The organism is Verrucomicrobiales bacterium, from assembly GCA_016793885.1.
Lineage (GTDB): Bacteria > Verrucomicrobiota > Verrucomicrobiia > Limisphaerales > UBA11320 > UBA11320.
The window spans coordinates 43,813-62,089 of sequence record JAEUHE010000062.1; the positions used below are offsets into that span (position 1 = coordinate 43,813).

Sequence of the window (18,277 nt, forward strand, 5' to 3'; positions counted from 1 at the left end):
GGATCTAGCCTTCCCTCCTCTCCCACCTCATGGGCCGAGACGGCCCACGCTACATGGTAGCGTCGTCCGTGTCGGACGATTCCCCAGCCCCGAGCGCAGCGGGCATGTCATCTCATCCTTTCCCTCCTCTCACATCCCATGGGCCGAGACGGCCCACGCTACAAAGAGGCGAAGGAGGCGATTACGATTACGATTACGAAGGGGAGGCGAAAGGGGGATCCGCCTCTGGATAGAAACCCGAACGCCTCAGGGACGCTTCCAACAACTCAGGCGTGGAACGCAGCTTGGCCGCTGCAGCGAAAAGATCCGCTGTGTCGACGGGGAGCCAGTTGCGGCGATCGCGCCGACTCAGACCTGCCACGTCAATCGGAGCGATCACTTGATCAATCCTTCGCGCCAACTCCTCGACCGAAAGCGTTGACGACAGCCGCAAACACTCGTCCATTCCCGCGACGAAGACAGGATTGCTCCCCAACAGAAATGAGTCGCCCGCCAGATCAAGGTGTCCCAGCCGCCGAGCGGATTCCGCATAGCTCACCGCGGCAAAATACAATCGGGTCAGGGTGGCGAACCGAGGGAAATCTCCCATGGCCCCATATAACGCTCGGACCAGTCGAGACACACGATGCAGCTCATCCACGCTGCGCTGTGTGGCATTGGCCAACGCAGGCTCCAAACTTTCCCGTCCCCAATGTTCCGCGGCCGCCTCCACCAGTCGGTTCAGGCCGAACAGCACCAAAGGGAAGCCGGTGGACAGCAAGGGATCCACAAATCCCATCGCCGAGGGCAGCATCACCCATCCGGGCCCCTGGCACCGCGCGGAAAGATACGGCATCGGACTCTGGGTCATCATGGGTGTGACGGGTTCCGCCGAGGCGAATTGTCGTCGAACGCTGGGCAAGTGCTCCAACAAGCGATCCCAGCAGGGCTTACCCGCGACGTCTCGGACCCGGTCTGCCCAGGCAGGCAGCAAAGCCGCCCCCGCGCTGGTGATGCCATTGTTGAAGGGCAGCACCCAAATCCAGCCTCCCTCGAACACATGGTGCAGGGCCGCATCGTCCGGAGGATACGGAGGTGTTTCGGCCGATTGAAATTCGGACAGCTCGGCGACCTTGCCCACCCCGCGGAAATGGGCGAACACGGTTTCGGTGGGCGCATAGCCCTCAAAGCGTGCTTCCCCACAGTCGAGTAGTCGTGACAGGCAGCCGCGAGAACCGGTGGCATCCACGACCAACCGGCAGTTCACACGCAACGGGACTCCGTCTCGTGTGCCCTCCAGCCGAACAATCCCGTCCTGCGGAGGCATGAACCGGTGAACCTCCGTCCGATCCCTATATGTGACGCCTCGACTGATCGCAGCCCGCAGAAGGTGCAGGTCGAAATCCGGCCGATACCAATGTGTGTCGGCGATTCCGTCATGCGGGCTGGCCGCCACCAGCAGCTGATGGCTATGGTCAGAGGTGTCCGAAAACGGCCGGTCCCAGGCATGCTGATAGAAACTGAATCCCCGCTTTAATCCGCACGCAACCTCCGAACAGTCCCGCTGCCACGAACCCCATTTGGCTAGAGGCAGCAACTCCGGAAGATCGTATCGCCGGGCAAATTCCTCCAAGAGCAGATTGGTCAAAGGTGTCGACGACTCACCAATGGCGAAGCGGGGATGCTGCTGTCGCTCAATCATCGCCACCCGAAGGCCCTGACGTCGCAAGGCGCAGGAGACCAGGCTCCCAGCGAAGCCGGATCCCAGCACGACCACATCCGCCTCCAGATGAAGATCCAGAGTTGGCATCAGCCTGGCCTCCCGAACCAGCTCAGCGACGGACCAGGAATGGAGGCTTTCAACAACAAGGCGTCGTCAATCCGGGTTGAGTCCACACGATGCGCAGAGCGGCCGAGGCAGCACCCGTTGCTCCAGGTTCATGGCGTGGAGCCGAGCTCGCCGTGTCGGAAAACAGACCGCGCAGGACGAAAAGCGCTCCAGGTCCCAGAGATCGAGAAAAACCCGGCAATTCCCCTGCCCCAAGGAAGCTGCAAACGCTACTTCGATCGACTCCAGCGCGGGCTCAGCCGCCAGTCCCTCCCGGGCCAATGGTTCCAGGGCTCCTCGGTCGACCCGGAGCGGGATCAAGGAGATCACCGAGGCTCCAGCTTCCGCTGCCACCTGAACCGATCGCGCCAGCCACGCCGCCTGTTCCGTCTTGGGAATGAAGGGTGGATGCAACAAAAGGAATACCCGGATAGCCACGCCGTGCCGGCGCAGGAATCGGCAAGCCTCCTGAAAATCCAAAACCGTCATACCCTTGTTGAGTCTTTCCAGCGCCTCGGGATGCGCGGTCTCAAGGCCCATTGCCACCTCCAGAACGGTGGTACCGGGCGCTCCTGCCCCGAGGGGTTGCTGAACCCGCAACAACTCCAAAAAGGGAAGCAGCCGCTCCCCCACCAGGGCCGGGTGACACTCCACGATCAAACGCTCGAACTGGCGCGCACGGCGAATTAGGTCAGGGTAGTCCTCCGGCGGAATTGCACGGGGGTCAAAGAAGCTCCCACTGTTGTAGAGCTTGAGAACCCGAGGTCGGTCAGAAGGGGCCGACCCGAGGCGCTCGAGGGCATGGTCTAGCTGAAGAGGGATGAGACCGGGCTCCAGGGAGTGCTCCAGGGTATTCTTCCAGAGATCGCACATCACGCACCGCCAGGGACATTCGCGGTTGGTGAGGAACACAGTCCAGATTTGCGCCGGAGCGCCGGACTCGCTCGGCTCACACTCCGAAAGGAAAGCGTAAGGCTCGTGCGGATTGACCGCGTTTCGCAAGCCGCGCCGTCCAGGAGGGCCTCCACCCCGATCCGAACGCTGAAGCGACGAGGCGGAGGCACTCATGTGGCGGCCTCACTTCGAAGCGCCCGAGCTGAACTTCGCGGGAAGCTTGCCGATGTCTTGGTTGTATCCTTGCTCATCCTCGCGTTTACCCAAGCGACGGGCCAGAGGAGCCAGCTTCTGATAAACCACTACCTTCTCCGGATAATCCGGATTCTCTTTTAGGATGCGCAGATACGCTTCGTAAGCCTTGAGATCGGGACCATAGGTCGAACGCACGTCGCCCAAGGCGTAGAGCACGCGAACCCGCTGACCGGGGGAAGTCGCTGTCTTGAGCACTTCCTCGAAGGTCTCGGCCGCGAGGTTGAACCGTTTCTGCTCCAGGAACAGGTTTGCCACCTTTTCCTGAAGAATGGGATTGTGACGAAAATCTGACTTCTGCAAAAACTTGATCACCAGCTGCCGATCCGCGTTGGCGGCCAAGTTCTGATTCGCCTCCATCAGATTGGACCAGGCAACCAGATCGCTCCCGCGCGCGCGGAGCTGTTTCTCCAACTGATCCGTGGGCTGCCAGAAAGGTCGATACAGAGGATCGCCAATCGAGGTGATCTGCCAGGATAACGAATTCTGCGAGGCGGAGGCCGCCTCTCCGAACGTGTTGCCAAAGAAGACAAATCTTCCGAAGAAGGCGGGCAAGTCTGGGGTGGCACCCAAATACGGCTCCTCCACACAACCCATGGTGGCGGTAACCCCCTTGGCCAGCAGCGGACCGACCCAGCGCTGGGTGGCGGATCGAACGACCTGGGCGCTAAAGGAATGAAGATGATACGCGAAGGCGCCGGGCATGAACTCCACCTCTGGGCGAGTGAATGGACCCGAGACCGCCTCGTCGTACCACCCGGCATAAAACGCCACATGGCTCATCGGGTAGCCGCTCGTGAACGTGATCGGCGTTTCGTCGAGAACCGTTTCGAAACCCAACTGCTTCATGACCTGTGCCACCGTCTTGATCCAGTCATCACCGTGCACGTACGGACCGTTAGTCAGCCCTCGAGCGTCAAAGTAAGCTCGCCCCCAGAGACCATTGGTCTCGGCCTGAATTGCTTTGTCAACCAAGCCCTTGGCGATGGCCGGGGTAGGACCATCCAGCCGCGACACCATGAGAATCCCGTTGGTGGGATGCATGTAAAGCGCGTTGGTCACCCCGTAGAAGGGATTGGGAATCACACCGATCCAGGGAGCCTTGTCACCCCAGGCTAACAATGTCATCTGGCTGTCGACCGCACAGTCCGATCGACGCAGGTTCTCGGGAATTTTTTCAGCCCCGGCCTCCTTGAGGCTGGGGTCGTTCAGCACTTTCACCGGGACGCCATAGCAGAGTGCTGCATAGCGAATTTTGGATTTACCCAGCTGTTGCAGGCCATTGCTCAAGGTCTGCAGATCATCCCACACCTTCGCATCAAGCAGCGCCTTGGAGAGCGGACGCTGGAGGCGCTGGAGATACTCGTCCCGCGTCATCGTCTCGGTCGTGGGCAAATCCAATCCCACGACCTGGTCCGCCGGAACCGAACGTCGCTCCGCGTAATAATCCGCGACCTCTTTGGATTCCTTGAGGTTGCGGTTGTAAACCACCACAACCGATTCGCCCGACTCGCGGGCCTGGGCGACTGGCGCAGCCAGCAGGAGGCAAAGCCCAAGGCAGGCAGCGGCAGCTCCCAGAAAAGTTTGAACGAAGCGAGACGCCACCGGTGGTTTTGTGGAGATCATGGAGATCATGTTGCTAATGGTCGGCCGAGAGGAGGCCGGTTAGCCGATCCCCGTCCTGGGGTAACCGCTATCCCAACTCGACACGGAGCCCATCATAGGCAAACTCCACGGCCGAGGGCAACTCCTGCTGCGCGATATCGTGATCGTAATCGTGGGTCAGGTGGGTAAAGTAGGTTTGCCCCGCCCGGATCCGCCGGGCTGCGGTCAACGCCTCGTCCAGACACATATGGGTCGGATGGGGCTGAAACCGTAACGCATCCAGGACCGCCACCTCAACCCCTTCAATGGCTGCCACCACCGGCAACGGGACCTCTTTGCAATCGCTCAGGTAGGCCAGTCGCTTGATTCCCCCCTGCTCGAAAAGGAACCCGGTGCTGGTGAAACGCCCATGAGGCAGGTCAAATGGGGTCACCCGGAGATCTCCCACCTCGAACGGACCGTCAAACACCATCGGCTTGGGGATAAAATATCCTCCCGGCCATGGGCCGTCGTGAAAGGCATAAAAAAAGACCTGCTTCAGCACCTGATGGGTGGCGGCGTTGGCATAAATGGGCAGCGGCTGATCGCCGTTGATGGCGCAGAAGCGACGACAATCATCCATGCCCATGATATGATCCGCATGCGCATGCGTCACCAGCACCGCATCAATCTGGCGAATCCCCTCCCGAAGACACTGGATTCGAAACTCAGGAGTGGTATCCACCACCAGCTTGACGTGGTCGGTTTCAACATAGATGGAGGGACGAGTGCGATGATTCTTGGGGTTGGCCAAGAACTCTGGCGGATACTCCTTGCCGATAATGGGCACCCCCTGCGAGGTGCCGGATCCCAGGAAAACCAAGTTGAACGCCATAGACGAATAACCTACCAGCGCCCCCCCGGAGGGAACAAGAGCCCAGAAATTTTCTTTGCCCAGGGCAGTCGTGACCGCCAACATGTCCCCATGCTGGCGACGTTGCGGATCAAAAATCTGGCCCTGGTCTCGGACCTGTGTCTGGAGCTCGAATCTGGGCTCAACGTGATCACCGGAGAAACGGGAGCGGGCAAATCGGTGATCATCGGTGCCCTGAGCCTGATCCTGGGTCAGCGGGCGGATCGCGGCCTCATCCGATCGGGAGAAGAACTCTGCGTGGTCGAGGCCGTCTTTAGCCTCGAGCCGGCGGGCAAGATCATCCCAGCTTTCCTGGAGGAGAATGGGCTGGAGCCTTGCGAGTCGCACCAACTCGTCATCAAGCGCAGCTTTCATCTCAATGGCACCAACCGGCAGTTCGTGAACGGTTCACCGACCACGCTGGCCGCCCTCAGCACCCTCGGCCAGTCCCTGGTGGACATGCACGGACCGCACGATCATCAATCCCTGCTCAGCACCAGCCGTCAGCTGAACATGCTGGATGCCTTCGGCCACCTGGAGGTTCCGCGTCAACTCTTTGCCGATCTCCTGTCGGAACTAAACCACCTCAAACAAGGGCTGGGGGAGCTGGCCGTGGACGAACGCACCTACGCCCAACAGTTGGACCTGCTCCGCTTTCAAGCTCAGGAAATCCAGGGAGCCCGCCTCCAGCCCGGTGAGGAAGGACCTCTTCAGGAGGCTTTCCAGAGGGCTAGCAACGCCTCTCGGCTTACCGAACTCACGCGCACCGCCGTCGACCTGCTCAGCGACGGCGAGAACTCCGCGCTGTCCGCCGCAGCCCAGTTGGGCCGGACGCTTCAGGAATTTCAACGGCTCGATCCGCAAGCTCAGGAACTGCTGGTCATCCACGAGCAGGCCAGCCAATCCCTCCAAGAACTCTCCACCGCGCTGTCCCGCTATGCCGACCGCCTCGAGGTGGATCCCCAACAGCTGGCTGAATTGGAGGAGCGGATCGGCCTGATCCAATCCCTGAAGCGAAAATATGGCGGCACGGTCGACGAAGTAATCGCGTTCGGCGAAACCGCCGCCGAGAAGCTTCGAAAGCTCGAAGGCCGAGAGGCTGAGGTCGCCCGGATCAGGGCCGAGATGGCGCGCGTCGAGACCAAGCTTTGGCAAGCAGGCCAGGAGCTTTCCGGACAACGGCGCAAAGTGGCGCCCAAACTGGCCAAGGAGATCAGCAAGCAATTAAACGAGCTGGGCTTCCGCCAAAGCCAGTTCGCGGTCACTCTCCAAACCCAGACTCCCGGCAAGGAGGTCCAATCCGCCTTTCGCGGGCAGGGCCTGGATGAATTGGAATTCCTGTTCGCCCCCAACCCAGGCGAGCCTCAACACCCGCTTCGCCAGATCGCTTCCTCAGGCGAGATGGCCCGGGTGATGCTGGCGATCAAAACCGTGCTGGCTGCCCGGGACGATGTGCCCGTCCTGGTCTTCGACGAGGTTGATGCCAATGTCGGCGGCGAAACCGCCCAGGTGGTCGGCCTCAAAATGTCGCAGATCGCCAAGGATCGCCAGGTCCTCTGCATCACTCACCTCGCTCCGGTCGCCGCCTCAGCCAGAGCGCACTACGTTGTCAGCAAATGCGTCAAGAACGGACGGACGTGGAGCGCCATCGACCGCCTCGACCGACCAGCTCGAGTCACCGAACTGGCCCGAATGCTAGGCGGCCAATCCAATGCCGCGCGCCAGCACGCCGAAGCCCTGCTCCAAGAGTAGCGCCCAAGGGGTCAGCGCCTGCCGGCCTTAACCCGCCGGTGAGATGGGGTTTCGCGGCCCTTGCCATCACCATCCGTCTCAGGAATAGTCCTCCAGTGAATGTGACGGTCACCGACCTTACGAACGAACTCCTCAAGTCCTACGCCAAGACGGGAGGGATCAATCACTTGGACGGGAAGAACCTGCCCTCGAAGTCCTCGGTGGTGGACATCACCGTCGACCTTTTGCGCCTGCTCTTCCCCGGATTCTTTGATGATCAACCGCTCCACTCTTCCGAGTTGAAGGTCGGAACCGCCGCGCTCATGGACTCGGTCTTGGGCCGGCTCGAGGACGAAATTCGAAAGAGCTTCGAGTATTCCCCACCGCCGGGACAGAACAAGAAGGACCTGCGCCAATCGGCCCACGAAACCGCCACTCTGTTCTTGCAGTCTCTCCCACAGCTCCGGGAATTGCTCCAAACCGATGCCGAAGCCGCGTACCGAGGAGACCCTGCCGCACTCAGCAAGGAAGAGGTAATCGTCGCCTATCCGTTCATGGAGGCGGTGGCGGTCCAGCGACTGGCCCATCAGCTCTACCTCAAAAGCGTGGCGCTCATCCCCCGCATCATGACCGAATGGGCTCACAGCCGCACCGGGATGGACATCCACCCGGGAGCCAAAATCGGCACCCATTTCTTTGTCGATCATTGCACCGGCACGGTCATCGGAGAAACCTGCGAGATTGGCAATCGAGTCAAGCTGTACCAGGGAGTCTCTCTGATCGCACGCTCCCTCTCCGGCGGCCAGGCGCTGCGCGGCATCAAACGGCATCCCACGGTTGAAGACGATGTCACCATCTATGCCGGTGCCACGATCATGGGCGGCGATACCGTGGTGGGAGCCCGCTCCACCATCGGAGCCAATGTCTTTCTCATGCAGAGTGTGCCCGCCGATTCACTGGTGCTTCCTGACGATGTGAAAGTCAAAGTGATGAGCAAGAAGGAGCACCGGGCGGGGCAAACCACCGGATTGTAAGGCTAACCTGCGTCGCTCCGCGAGGGCAACCTCGGCCGTCAGCACCGGGTCAACCGGCTCGCCGACAGACAAGCACACTTCGGTCGGCTGCCGTGGGCCGAAACTCCGGGGTTTCGAAACCGGACTCCCGAAGCAACTCCGCCATCTCCGAAATGGAGTAACATTTACCCTCGGTGATGTTCATCAACAACGCCGAGTAAGCGGCTGCCGGCAAGGGCCCCGACTTGTCCGCGCTGAGATGCACATCGTGGATCAGGAGCAATCCCCGCGCGGGCAACGCTTCGGCCGACCTCCTCAGCAGAAGCCTAACCTTCGGCACATCCCAATCGTGCAACACATTGGAGATGAGGTGAACATCGGCATCCGCCGGCCACCGGTCTTGAAACATATCCCCCGCCACCACCTCAATCCGATCACCGAACCCCCGAGCTTGAATGCCCTGACGCGCGATGCGATCGACCGGTGGCTTCTCCAAGACCACCCCGGACAAGCCAGGATTCGCCGCCACCAAGCTGCAGGCGTAGATCCCCGAGCCGCCCGCCACATCCAGGAGCCGGCGCTGGCCCGACAGCGACACAGATCGGGCCAGCGCCGGTCCCAGGTAAACTCCCCGACAATCCATGGCCGCGGTGAACTGCCCCGCAAAGGCCTCCTCTTCCATGGCCTGCGCCCAGGCTCTCTGATCCTGAAGGCTGGCCCAATTGGCCGGCTTGCCGGTGCGCAGCACTGTCAGGTAATCCTTCGTGACCGGACGATCCTTCATCGATCCATAATAGGGCCCGATGAACCAGGGCGATGTCTTGACCAAATGCTCCCGTGCCACGGGAGTCAGATGCATCCGCTGATCCCGCTCCTCCAGCAATCCCATCGCCTTGAAAAGGGTGATCATCACATCCGTTGGTCGCTCGTGGATCTGGAAGTGACGGCAAATCCCAGGAACGTCGCTCGGCTGAGTCTCCAGCCAGGTGAACAGGTCCAGCCACACCAAGGCAGCCGCCAGCAAATCGGTGGCATAGAGACCATCACGATAGCGATAGATTGAGAGCGGGTCGGTCGTTGGTGCCTGAGTCAGGTCGAATGGTGCCACGACCCAAGCCTATCCCTCCGGAAAACCTGGCTCAACTCTCTTTAGAAGCTCAGATCCACCACTCCAGGGGTATCCTCTCCCGGCTTCAAGGTGGCCATTTCCGCCCCCGTGATCGTGCGAGGCGGAGCTGCAGGAACTGCCGGGGCCGCCGCGGGAGCCACAGCAGCAGGAGCAGCAGCAGGAGCAGCAGCAGGAGCAGCAGCAGGGGCAATCCGCTGAGGAGTAGGAGGAGCGGAGTTAGGGGGAGACTTTGCCGGGGGGGCGGCCGGTCCCACGCCGAACAGCATCGCGGTGAGCTGCTCGGTCGTCATGGCCGATGCCCCTTTCATTAAGGTCTGCACATCAGGCAGCGGGGCTGGACTCGCAGCCACCACGGCTGCTGGCTCACTCGCCGGTGCCACCGGCACGGGCGCCGCTGCTGAGGTTACCGGGACGGGAGCTGGGGTCACTGAAGTTCGCTCCGCCTCCAGCACAGCCGCAACGGGGGGCGCAACGGGGGGCGCAACGGACGGGACGGGAACAGGCGAAGGAGGGGCAGGTTGGGAGGCCGGCGCAGCCGGCTCTGCGGAAGCCACGGCCGAGGGTGCCGCTGAATCGTCGGCTCCCCCCATCAAAGAGGCCAAATCCACCGGGCCAGGAGGCAGGACGGTCGGAGTAGGTGCGGATGGAGCCGGAGCGACCGGTGGCGTGGTCAGGCTGGCGGCATTGGCAGCAGTGCTCGGAGTGGCTCCCGACGCAGGAGCACTCGGCAAACCCGCCGAAGCAGGGGCCTCGGGCTGCCGCAGTAAATCGGCGATCTGACTCTGGCTCATTTCTCCACCGGAAGCAGAGGCCGAACTCATCGGCGCAGACTGAGTTGAGGCAGCTACCACTGGCGAAACAGTTTCGTGGGCTGAGGCCGCACCGGCAGGCATGGCAGGAACCGAGGCGATCTCTTCGGCCCTCAGTTCGGGTTCCCGCGGCGGCGGCGCGGTCGGGTCCACCACCGACAGGGGGTCCAAGCCCGGGGTGGGCGTGATCGCAGTCTCTGGAGCCGCCACCACTCCCAGCGCAGAGGGTTCGGCGGACTCCGAATGGAGCTCATGAGCATCGTGCGGGGGCGTGCTGGATGCCAGGGCATGCTCAGGCACGTGCGCTGCATCAGCCGAGGCGACGACTGCATGCGCCCCGACAGCCGGAGCTTGCGGGTGCAGACGAACCTGAGCCACGAGCCAGGCCATCGCGCCGCTCCACAGCAGCAGCAAGAAGCCAGCACTCATCAACAACCGGTGCTGTCCGGAAGCGATGGACTCACCCGCCATCTGCCTGGTCTCCTCCAGCAGTTCAGCAACCTTCTCGGCGTGTTGGAGTCGGGCCTCCGCATACTCGGTGCGAAAACGCTCCATGGCAAAAGGTCCGGGAGCAGCCGCGTGCTTCTGCACCTGGTCCGCCTGAGGGATCAATTTCTTGCGGAAATGGGTGGCCAGCCCGATGAGCTCCTTGCGAACCGGGCCCTGGATGGGTGCCTGTTCCGCCAAAACCCCCAACTGGTGTTGCAGTGCCTCCACCGCCTCGCTCTTTTTCCGCCTCAGCTCAGGCCGATCCGGAGCCAACATGATCGCCCGGGTGCTCTCATCCAGGTCAGACAGCAGGCCCTGATAATCCGTAAGGCCTACGAAAAGCTCCTGCTGGGTTCGGATGGAGGCAGCCAGGCCAAAGGTGTTCACCCAAGCCATGAGGTGAGCACCCACGATCGTGACCAGGGCGAGGCCAAGCATCCACGGGAGCCCAGGCACAGTCCTCCACCGAGTTCCGAATGACTTTTCAGCCATCGAGCAACCCTCCTCCAGAGCCCTGGTGTCCGACAGAATAGTGGTGCACAGGTTTACGTAGTCGTCTCCTCCAGCCGAAGACACTTCCTCCCCATCTAATCGGGCGTTGAGCCAGAAGGGTTAACTACAAATTATAGTTCAGGTCCAGGAGCCGAACTCGGGCGTGTATCATCAGATTCCGACCGATGACAAGGGGATTCCAGAAGACTTTCCACCCTTAGAAACTGATTGAGGCTTGCCACGCTGACTGCATCCCGATTGGATCTAGGGCGTCGAAGGCATTGCATCGGAACCATGCAGAATTACCCAAAGCATTATTGTGGCGTTTTTGGCATTTTCGGACATCCCAACGCTGCGGAGTTGACGTATTACGGGCTTTACGCCCTTCAACACCGCGGACAGGAGAGCGCCGGGATTGTCGCGTCGGACGGCCGCCAGTTCCGCACCCACAAAGGGATGGGATTGGTCTCCCAGATCTTCAACGGGGAGGTTCTGCATGACTTGGTTGGAAAAATGGCGGTGGGACACACCCGCTATTCCACCACCGGCTCGTCCCAGCTCAAGAACGCCCAACCTCTCACGGTTGATTGCGCCCGTGGCCAGATCGCCATCGCGCACAACGGCAATCTGACCAACGCCGCCGCCCTGCGGGAGGAGTTGGAGATGCAAGGCTCCATCTTTCAGACCACGGTCGACAGCGAAATCATCCTTCACCTGCTGGCCCAGCCCGACGGAGGCAACCTGCTCAACACCCTGGTGCAGACCCTGCACCGCATCGAAGGTGCCTATTCCCTGGCCATCATGACCGAGAATGAGCTGGTGGGCGCTCGGGACCCCTACGGTTTCCGCCCACTGTGCATTGGCAAAGTGGACGATGCCTATGTTCTCGCCAGTGAAACCTGCGCCCTGGACCTTATCCATGCCAAGTTCGTGCGGGATGTAGAGCCCGGTGAAATCGTCATCATCAACGAGAAGGGGCTCCAAAGCCTGAAAGCTTTCCCCGAGCATACGCAGCGCGCCTTCTGCATCTTCGAATACGTCTATTTCGCCCGTCCTGACAGTGTTCTTGCCAACCGAACGGTTTACAAAGCCCGAGTGGACATGGGACGTCAACTGGCCCGGGAAAGCGGTGTCGAAGCCGATATCGTGGTTCCGGTGCCGGACAGCGGAAACTACGCGGCCCTGGGTTATTCGCTCGAATCAGGCATTCCCTACGAAATCGCCTTCATCCGGAACCACTACGTGGGCCGCAGTTTCCTGCAACCATCCCAGCTCATTCGTGACTTCAACGTGCGGGTCAAACTGAACTTGATTCCCGAGTTGGTGAAGGACAAACGAGTGGTGATTGTGGACGATTCCATCGTCCGGGGCACCACCTGCAAAACTCGGGTCAACACCTTGAAGGAAGCCGGCGCCAAAGAGGTGCACGTGCGCGTCAGCTGCCCGCCGCACATGAACCCGTGCGTGTACGGCATCGATTTCCCGGATCGGCGCAAGCTCATGGCCGCGAACTACAGCATCGATGAGATTCGCAAGTATCTGAATGCCGACTCGCTGGCGTATCTTTCCCTCGATGGCATGGTCCAGGCCACTGGCCACCCCAAGTCCTCGTTTTGCATGGCCTGCTACGATGGCGTCTACCCGGTCGCTTACGATCAAAGCCTCGACAAGGAAATCATCGAACGCCGCCGCAAACGCTTCGAAAGCCTGGGCGAAGCCCTGGACAAAGAGAAACGCCAGATCAAGCTGCTTTAGCAGGTTCGGCGTCCCTTCCCGGTTCGGTGCCACCTCCGCCACCGGAATGTTTGGCTTGCTTCCTATCGACCGGAGGAAGAGCATCCCAGCTACTATGAAGCGCGCTGGGACCGATCCGTTGCCAACCCGGGCGAGTCTACTGGAACGACTCAAAGATCCCGAGGACCAGGACAGCCATCGGGAATTTTACGACCTCTACCGCAACCTCATTTATGGGGTGGCGATGAAATACGGGCTCTCCGACGCCGACGCCCAGGACATCATTCAGGAGACCATGCGCTCGGTCACACAAAAGCTCGCCGAATTCCAATACGATCCCAAGGTGGGCTCCTTTAAAGGCTGGCTGCTGCAGAATACCAAATGGCGGATTATTGAACTGCTCCGCACCCAAAAGAAGCACCTCAAGAAGCCGTCCACCAGCGGAGACGACTCTCGCCGAACCGGCACGATGGAGCGCGTTCCCGACCCCAGCGGAAATAACCTGGATGAGATCTGGGAGGGAGAATGGCAGCGCACCCTGCTCGAACGAGCGGTGACGAAGGTGCGCCAGGAAGTCCGGCCGCTCCAATTTCAGATTTTTGACTGCTACGTCCTGAAACAATGGCCCGTCGAGAAGGTGGCCAAAACCCTGGGCGTCAGCGCAACCCAGGCCTACATCGCCAAACTTCGCGTGGGCAAGAAGCTGCGCGATGAGATTAAGCGCCTCGAGACGCAGCTAATCTAGCCCACCGGCTCCACGTCCACAGCGACCACCTTGTACTCCGGACACATCGTGTCCTGGTCACATTCGCTGCTCGTGACGGTATTGACCAGCACCTCAGGGAAATGGAAGGTGCAGTACAACACCCCGGGCTTCACTTCATCGGATCGCTTCGCGTGCAATCGAACTTCCCCTCGCGCGCTGAAGATCCGCACCATGTCCCCATCCGCAATCCCCTTTCGAGCCGCGTCCTCGGGGTTAATCGCCAACTGGTCCTGAGTCACAATGAGCGCATTGTTCGTCCGCCGTGTCATCGTCCCGCAGTTGTAATGCTCCAACAAACGGCCGGTGGTCAAAATGAACGGAAACTCATCCTGATGCTTCTCAATCTCGCGGCTCTCCTGAAAGGGAAAGAAGTGAAACTTCCCAAGACCCCGCTTGAAACTCTCGACATGAAGAATGTCCGTTCCCACACACCCCTCTTGAATCGGCCATTGAGTGCCTTGATCGCTCAAGCCCTCCCAGGTGGCCCCCTTGAAGAAGGGAACGATCTGCGCGATTTCGGCGAGCATGCCGTCCGGCGTGTAAGGCGGCTGGGGAAAGCCCATGCGGTTCATGATATCCACAATGATCTGCCCATCCGGCTTGGTGCCGGCCAGCGGGGCCATCACCGCATTCACCCGCTGGACGCGCCGTTCACCATTGGTAAAGGTGCCGCTCTTCTCCAAAAACGACGACGCCGGCAAGACCACATGGGCCATCTCCGCGGTGGGAGTCATGAACAGCTCCTGCACCACCAAAAACTCCAGTGAACCCAACGCCTTTTTGACATGTTCGGTGTTGGGATCGGTCTGCACCAAGTCCTCCCCCATGACCCACATGGCTTTCAGCCGCCCATCGATCGCCGCGTCATACATCTGAGGGATCTTCCAGCCGATCTGATCCGAGAGATGCACGCCGTAAAACTCCTCGAACCGTTTGTGATGAACCGGATCGTTCACTGCCAGGTAACCAGCACCCTGGTGAGGCTGGCAGCCCATGTCGGCCGCACCCTGAACATTGTTCTGTCCGCGCAGTGGATTAACACCCACTCCCGGCCGCCCCACATTGCCAGTCATCATCGCGATGTCGGCAATGGTCATCACCGTCTTCGATCCGTGGCTGTGCTCCGTCACACCCAACCCGTGAAAAGCCATGGCGCTCTCCGCGCTGGCATACTCGATCGCAGCCGCTTTGACCTGCTCCCGATCGACTCCGTGGATCCGTTCCAGTTCATCCAGGTTCAACGACCGCAGCCCGGCTTCGAACTCGCTCCAATTCTCGCAGCGCTTCTGCACAAACTCCTGATCCACCAGCCCGGCTTCCAGGATGTAGTAGGCGAACATGTTCAGCAGGGCCACGTTCGTGCCCGGGCGTAGCTGCAGGTGATGCTTGGCGTAGGGCACCAGCTCAATCTTCCGGGGATCCACAACGATGAGCGGAATGCCCTTCATGGCCCGCTGCTTGATCTTCGAGCCGGTGACCGGATGTCCCTCGGTCGGGTTGGCGCCGATCACCAGGATGCACTCGGTGTATTGGAGATCGATGACGCTGTTGGTCGCAGCTCCCGTGCCGAAGGCCTTCTGCATGCCCCAGGCCGTCGGCGAATGACACACGCGCGCGCAGGCATCGATGTTGTTCGTGCCAAATACGGTGCGAATGAACTTCTGCATGAGGTAGTTCTCCTCATTGGTGCAGCGCGCCGAAGAAATCCCCCCAACGGCGTTGCCGCCATGTTCGCTCTGAATGCGCTTCAGGTTCTCGGCGATATAGGCATAGGCCTCCTCCCAAGTCGTCTCTTGGAACGCGCCGTCCCGACGAATCAGCGGCTTGCGCAGCCGATCCGGATGCCCCACAAAACGAAACGCATACCGCCCCTTGAGACAGGTGTGGGAATGATTCACCACCGAGTCCGTGGGCGCTTGAATCGACAGAATTTCACCTCCCTTGGTCGCCACATTCAAGTTGCAGCCGACCCCGCAGTAGGTGCAAACCGTCCGGGTCTTGCGAGTGGCCTCAATCGCTTTCGAGGCGAAGATATCCGATATCGCGGACGTAGGACACGCCTGAGCGCAGGCCCCGCAGGAAACGCAGGGTGAATCCTTGAAGCTGGTATCCAGACCTTTGATGATCCGGGCGTTGAAACCCCGCCCGTGCATGCTGAGAACAAATTGTCCCTGCACCTCATCGCAGGCGCGCACGCACCGCGAACAGTTGATGCATTTGGCCAGCTCGGAGGTCATGTAGGCATGCGACCGATCCTTGGGCTGATGGAGGTGGTTTTTTCCACCCTGATAGCGGATCTGCCGCACCCCCACCTTGCCAGCCACGGTCTGCAGCTCGCAGTTTCCGTTGACCTCGCAGGTCAGGCAGTCAGGGGGATGATCGCTCAATACCAGCTCCAGGATGTTCCGGCGCAAGCGCTGAACCTTCTTGGTCTCCGAATAGATGTGCATCCCCGGGGACAGGGGGGTATGGCAGGCGGCCACCACGCGGGTCGGCCCGTCCGCGCGCAGCGCCACTTCCACGGAACAAACCCGACAGGCCCCATAAGGCTCAAGCTGCGGGGCATCGCAGAGGGTCGGGACATGACCGCGACCGAGGTGTCGGTCGGCAAACCTAAGGATCGTGTCGCCCGGCTGCAACGGGTAGGCCTTGCCGTCGAGCCAGGCTTGATTCTCAGTAGTGGGCAAGTTCATAACTTAGCGGGCGGAGGGTTGAAAGAAGGGCTTCAGCTCCTCAGCGAAGTAGGCCAGGGCGTTCTTGATCGGCAGCGGCACCCCGCCCCCCAAGGCGCACAACGAGGTCTGCTCCATGGTTTCCAGCAAATCGTCGATTAGCTCCCGGTCCACCAGACCCTGGCCTGCACGAGCCCGAGCGATCAGTTCCTGGCCGCGAGTCGAACCCAACCGACACGGAAAGCATTTCCCACAGCTCTCGTCGGCAGTAAATTGAAACAAATGCTCGATGTACTCGATCATCGGCATGGAAGTTGGAATGCTGACCACACCAGCATGCCCCAGGAGAAAGCCCGCGTTCTTGAACGACTCAAAGTCCACGGTTAACGATTCAATTTTCTCCACCGGAACCAAGCCACCCAATGGCCCACCCACCTGCACCGCCTTCACCGGGTTCTTGAAGCCGTCCGCCAACTGATACACCACCTTGGACAGGGGCGTCCCCATCGCCACTTCATAGATGCCAGGCCGACGAAAATGGCTGTCCAACGACAACAACTTCGGCCCGCTGCTCTGCTCCGTTCCGATGCGCGCATACGCCTTCCCACCCAGCGACAGAATGGCCCGCAGGTTGGCGAAGGTCTCCACGTTGTTCAGAATGGTGGGCTTTCGGAACAAGCCCTCCTGAGTCGGGAACGGCGGGCGTACCCGCACCTCCGGACGCTGTCCTTCGATGCTGGCCAGCAGCGCGGTTTCCTCCCCGCAGATGTAGGCTCCTGCTCCCTTGATCGTTTTGAAATCAAACTCGAAGCCTGAGCCCTGGATGTTCCGGCCCAACCATCCGGCCTCCCGCAGCTCCTGCACCGCGGCGTTCATGCGCCGGATCGAGTCCGGATACTCCGCCCGAATATAGAGCACCCCCACTTTCGCACCGGCAAACCAGCCGGCGACCATCATACCGAAGAGCACCGAGTGGGGCTGTTGCTCCATCAAATACTTGTCGATATAGGCACCCGGGTCTCCTTCGTCGGCATTGCAGACAATGTATTTCACCGACCCTTTGGCTTCACGGGCCGATTGCCATTTCAAATGAAGCGGAAAACCCGCCCCCCCTCGTCCGCGTAGCTTGGAATCGCGCAACTCGGTAAGCAAGTCATCGGGACTTCGCTTCAGCCAGGCGTGCAGCGGAGCGAAATACTCGGGGATTCCGGGAAACGGAGCCGTTAGAAGGGGCTGCGTCAGATCCGATACCACCGCGTAGCGATCCTGCGAGTCTCCCGCTCCCCCCTGGAAAAGCGTCGCCAGTTGCTGCGCGGTTTGACCGGAGTAATTCTGGTCGGCAAACTGAAAGGCGCCCCCCTGATGGCAACGGCCCAGACAGCAGATGTGGCCGATTTCTTCGGGCTTAAAGTGTCGAGCTGCCTCCTCGTGCAAGGCCGCCTGAGTGCCTGCACAGAGGCAAGCGGAGCCATTGCAGAGCAAAACCTTCTTTCCGGCGTTCTGCTTCTTCAGAAAATCGTAGAAGGAAACAGCCCCCAAGGTCACGGCGTCGCCAAAGAGGGAATGCTCGCCCATCCGGTGGACGGTGTCAGCCACCTCGGCGGTGCCCGTCGATTCAGCAGCTTTGACCATTCGGTCAAAGACATTCTGGTCGAGTCCTTTGCGAAACGACAAGGCGCTCAGATTCCTGGACATGCCTAAGGAATAGCGCAACTCTGACATCGACTCCACCAAAATTGCTTCGCCATTCGCCGTCCAGACGGTCGATGGCCGCCTATGGACCACGGTGGCACGACCTAAGCATTACCCACAAGTTCTTCGACCAAATGTTAGAATCCCAAAGGGATTCCGCCTCAAAGCCCAGACATCTGAGTTACTCCGGCAAGGGTTTTTAGTTTTTTTGTTCACCGGAAAGTGAGTTCGATTGGAGCGTTGGCGCCGATGTTTTTGGCCCACGCTTTTTCAAGAGTGCGGCCTCGTACCGGGCTTCGT

At 60.5% G+C, this 18,277-nt stretch carries 12 protein-coding genes; 4 read left to right on the top strand and 8 right to left on the bottom strand.

All coding sequences use genetic code 11. The features are described 5' to 3' along the window. Window positions 1-193: 193 nt before the first annotated feature. The 4 genes from JNN07_08105 to JNN07_08120 form a co-directional block, all read right to left on the bottom strand. On the bottom strand, window positions 194-1,789 hold the full coding sequence (locus tag JNN07_08105) for an FAD-dependent oxidoreductase (GenBank protein ID MBL9167689.1): 1,596 nt from the start codon (window positions 1,787-1,789) through the stop codon (window positions 194-196). A gap of 66 nt (window positions 1,790-1,855) precedes the next feature. Continuing rightward, window positions 1,856-2,875 (bottom strand): hypothetical protein, encoded by a 1,020-nt coding sequence (locus JNN07_08110; protein ID MBL9167690.1) that lies wholly within the window; start codon window positions 2,873-2,875, stop codon window positions 1,856-1,858. Window positions 2,876-2,884: 9 nt separating this feature from the next. Next, on the bottom strand, window positions 2,885-4,579 hold the full coding sequence (locus JNN07_08115) for a TIGR03790 family protein (GenBank protein MBL9167691.1): 1,695 nt from the start codon (window positions 4,577-4,579) through the stop codon (window positions 2,885-2,887). Window positions 4,580-4,646: 67 nt separating this feature from the next. After that, a complete protein-coding gene (locus JNN07_08120) occupies window positions 4,647-5,432 on the bottom strand; it encodes an MBL fold metallo-hydrolase (GenBank protein ID MBL9167692.1) in 786 nt (261 codons plus the stop codon). Window positions 5,433-5,522: 90 nt separating this feature from the next. On the opposite strand from JNN07_08120, the gene recN reads away from it, so the two are divergent. Both recN and JNN07_08130 read left to right on the top strand, forming a co-directional pair. After that, window positions 5,523-7,202 (top strand): DNA repair protein RecN, encoded by a 1,680-nt coding sequence (gene recN / locus JNN07_08125; GenBank protein MBL9167693.1) that lies wholly within the window; start codon window positions 5,523-5,525, stop codon window positions 7,200-7,202. A gap of 95 nt (window positions 7,203-7,297) precedes the next feature. Beyond that, window positions 7,298-8,215 carry a serine acetyltransferase gene (locus tag JNN07_08130; GenBank protein MBL9167694.1) on the top strand — a complete coding sequence of 306 codons (918 nt, stop codon included), beginning with the start codon at window positions 7,298-7,300 and terminating at the stop codon, window positions 8,213-8,215. Between the two features lie 49 nt (window positions 8,216-8,264). Here the strand turns inward: JNN07_08130 and JNN07_08135 are convergent, their stop codons facing one another. Both JNN07_08135 and JNN07_08140 read right to left on the bottom strand, forming a co-directional pair. Continuing rightward, window positions 8,265-9,302, bottom strand: coding sequence for a methyltransferase (locus JNN07_08135; GenBank protein MBL9167695.1), 1,038 nt, complete (start codon window positions 9,300-9,302; stop codon window positions 8,265-8,267). 41 nt (window positions 9,303-9,343) lie between these two features. Next, window positions 9,344-11,113 carry a hypothetical protein gene (locus JNN07_08140; protein MBL9167696.1) on the bottom strand — a complete coding sequence of 590 codons (1,770 nt, stop codon included), beginning with the start codon at window positions 11,111-11,113 and terminating at the stop codon, window positions 9,344-9,346. 294 nt (window positions 11,114-11,407) lie between these two features. Here JNN07_08140 and JNN07_08145 point away from each other — a divergent pair, with 294 nt between their 5' ends. Next, a complete protein-coding gene (locus JNN07_08145) occupies window positions 11,408-12,868 on the top strand; it encodes an amidophosphoribosyltransferase (GenBank protein MBL9167697.1) in 1,461 nt (486 codons plus the stop codon). Between the two features lie 94 nt (window positions 12,869-12,962). Then, window positions 12,963-13,592, top strand: a complete 630-nt coding sequence (locus tag JNN07_08150; GenBank protein ID MBL9167698.1) for a sigma-70 family RNA polymerase sigma factor — start codon at window positions 12,963-12,965, stop codon at window positions 13,590-13,592. On the opposite strand, the gene fdhF is transcribed toward JNN07_08150, so the two are convergent. Together fdhF and JNN07_08160 are read right to left on the bottom strand one after the other, a co-directional pair. Further along, on the bottom strand, window positions 13,589-16,306 hold the full coding sequence (gene fdhF, locus JNN07_08155) for a formate dehydrogenase subunit alpha (protein MBL9167699.1): 2,718 nt from the start codon (window positions 16,304-16,306) through the stop codon (window positions 13,589-13,591). The genes JNN07_08150 and fdhF overlap by 4 nt on opposite strands. Before the next feature lie 3 nt (window positions 16,307-16,309). Beyond that, window positions 16,310-17,980 carry a hypothetical protein gene (locus JNN07_08160; protein MBL9167700.1) on the bottom strand — a complete coding sequence of 557 codons (1,671 nt, stop codon included), beginning with the start codon at window positions 17,978-17,980 and terminating at the stop codon, window positions 16,310-16,312. Window positions 17,981-18,277 lie beyond the last annotated feature (297 nt).

Coding starts and splice junctions, on each gene's coding strand:
- fdhF (MBL9167699.1), bottom strand. CDS start 16,306: ATGAACTTGCCCACTACTGAGAATCAAGCCTGGCTCGACGGCAAGGCC.
- JNN07_08160 (MBL9167700.1), bottom strand. CDS start 17,980: ATGTCCAGGAATCTGAGCGCCTTGTCGTTTCGCAAAGGACTCGACCAG.
- JNN07_08140 (MBL9167696.1), bottom strand. CDS start 11,113: ATGGCTGAAAAGTCATTCGGAACTCGGTGGAGGACTGTGCCTGGGCTC.
- JNN07_08145 (MBL9167697.1), top strand. CDS start 11,408: ATGCAGAATTACCCAAAGCATTATTGTGGCGTTTTTGGCATTTTCGGA.
- JNN07_08120 (MBL9167692.1), bottom strand. CDS start 5,432: ATGGCGTTCAACTTGGTTTTCCTGGGATCCGGCACCTCGCAGGGGGTG.
- JNN07_08115 (MBL9167691.1), bottom strand. CDS start 4,579: ATGATCTCCACAAAACCACCGGTGGCGTCTCGCTTCGTTCAAACTTTT.
- JNN07_08105 (MBL9167689.1), bottom strand. CDS start 1,789: ATGCCAACTCTGGATCTTCATCTGGAGGCGGATGTGGTCGTGCTGGGA.
- JNN07_08110 (MBL9167690.1), bottom strand. CDS start 2,875: ATGAGTGCCTCCGCCTCGTCGCTTCAGCGTTCGGATCGGGGTGGAGGC.
- recN (MBL9167693.1), top strand. CDS start 5,523: ATGCTGGCGACGTTGCGGATCAAAAATCTGGCCCTGGTCTCGGACCTG.
- JNN07_08150 (MBL9167698.1), top strand. CDS start 12,963: ATGAAGCGCGCTGGGACCGATCCGTTGCCAACCCGGGCGAGTCTACTG.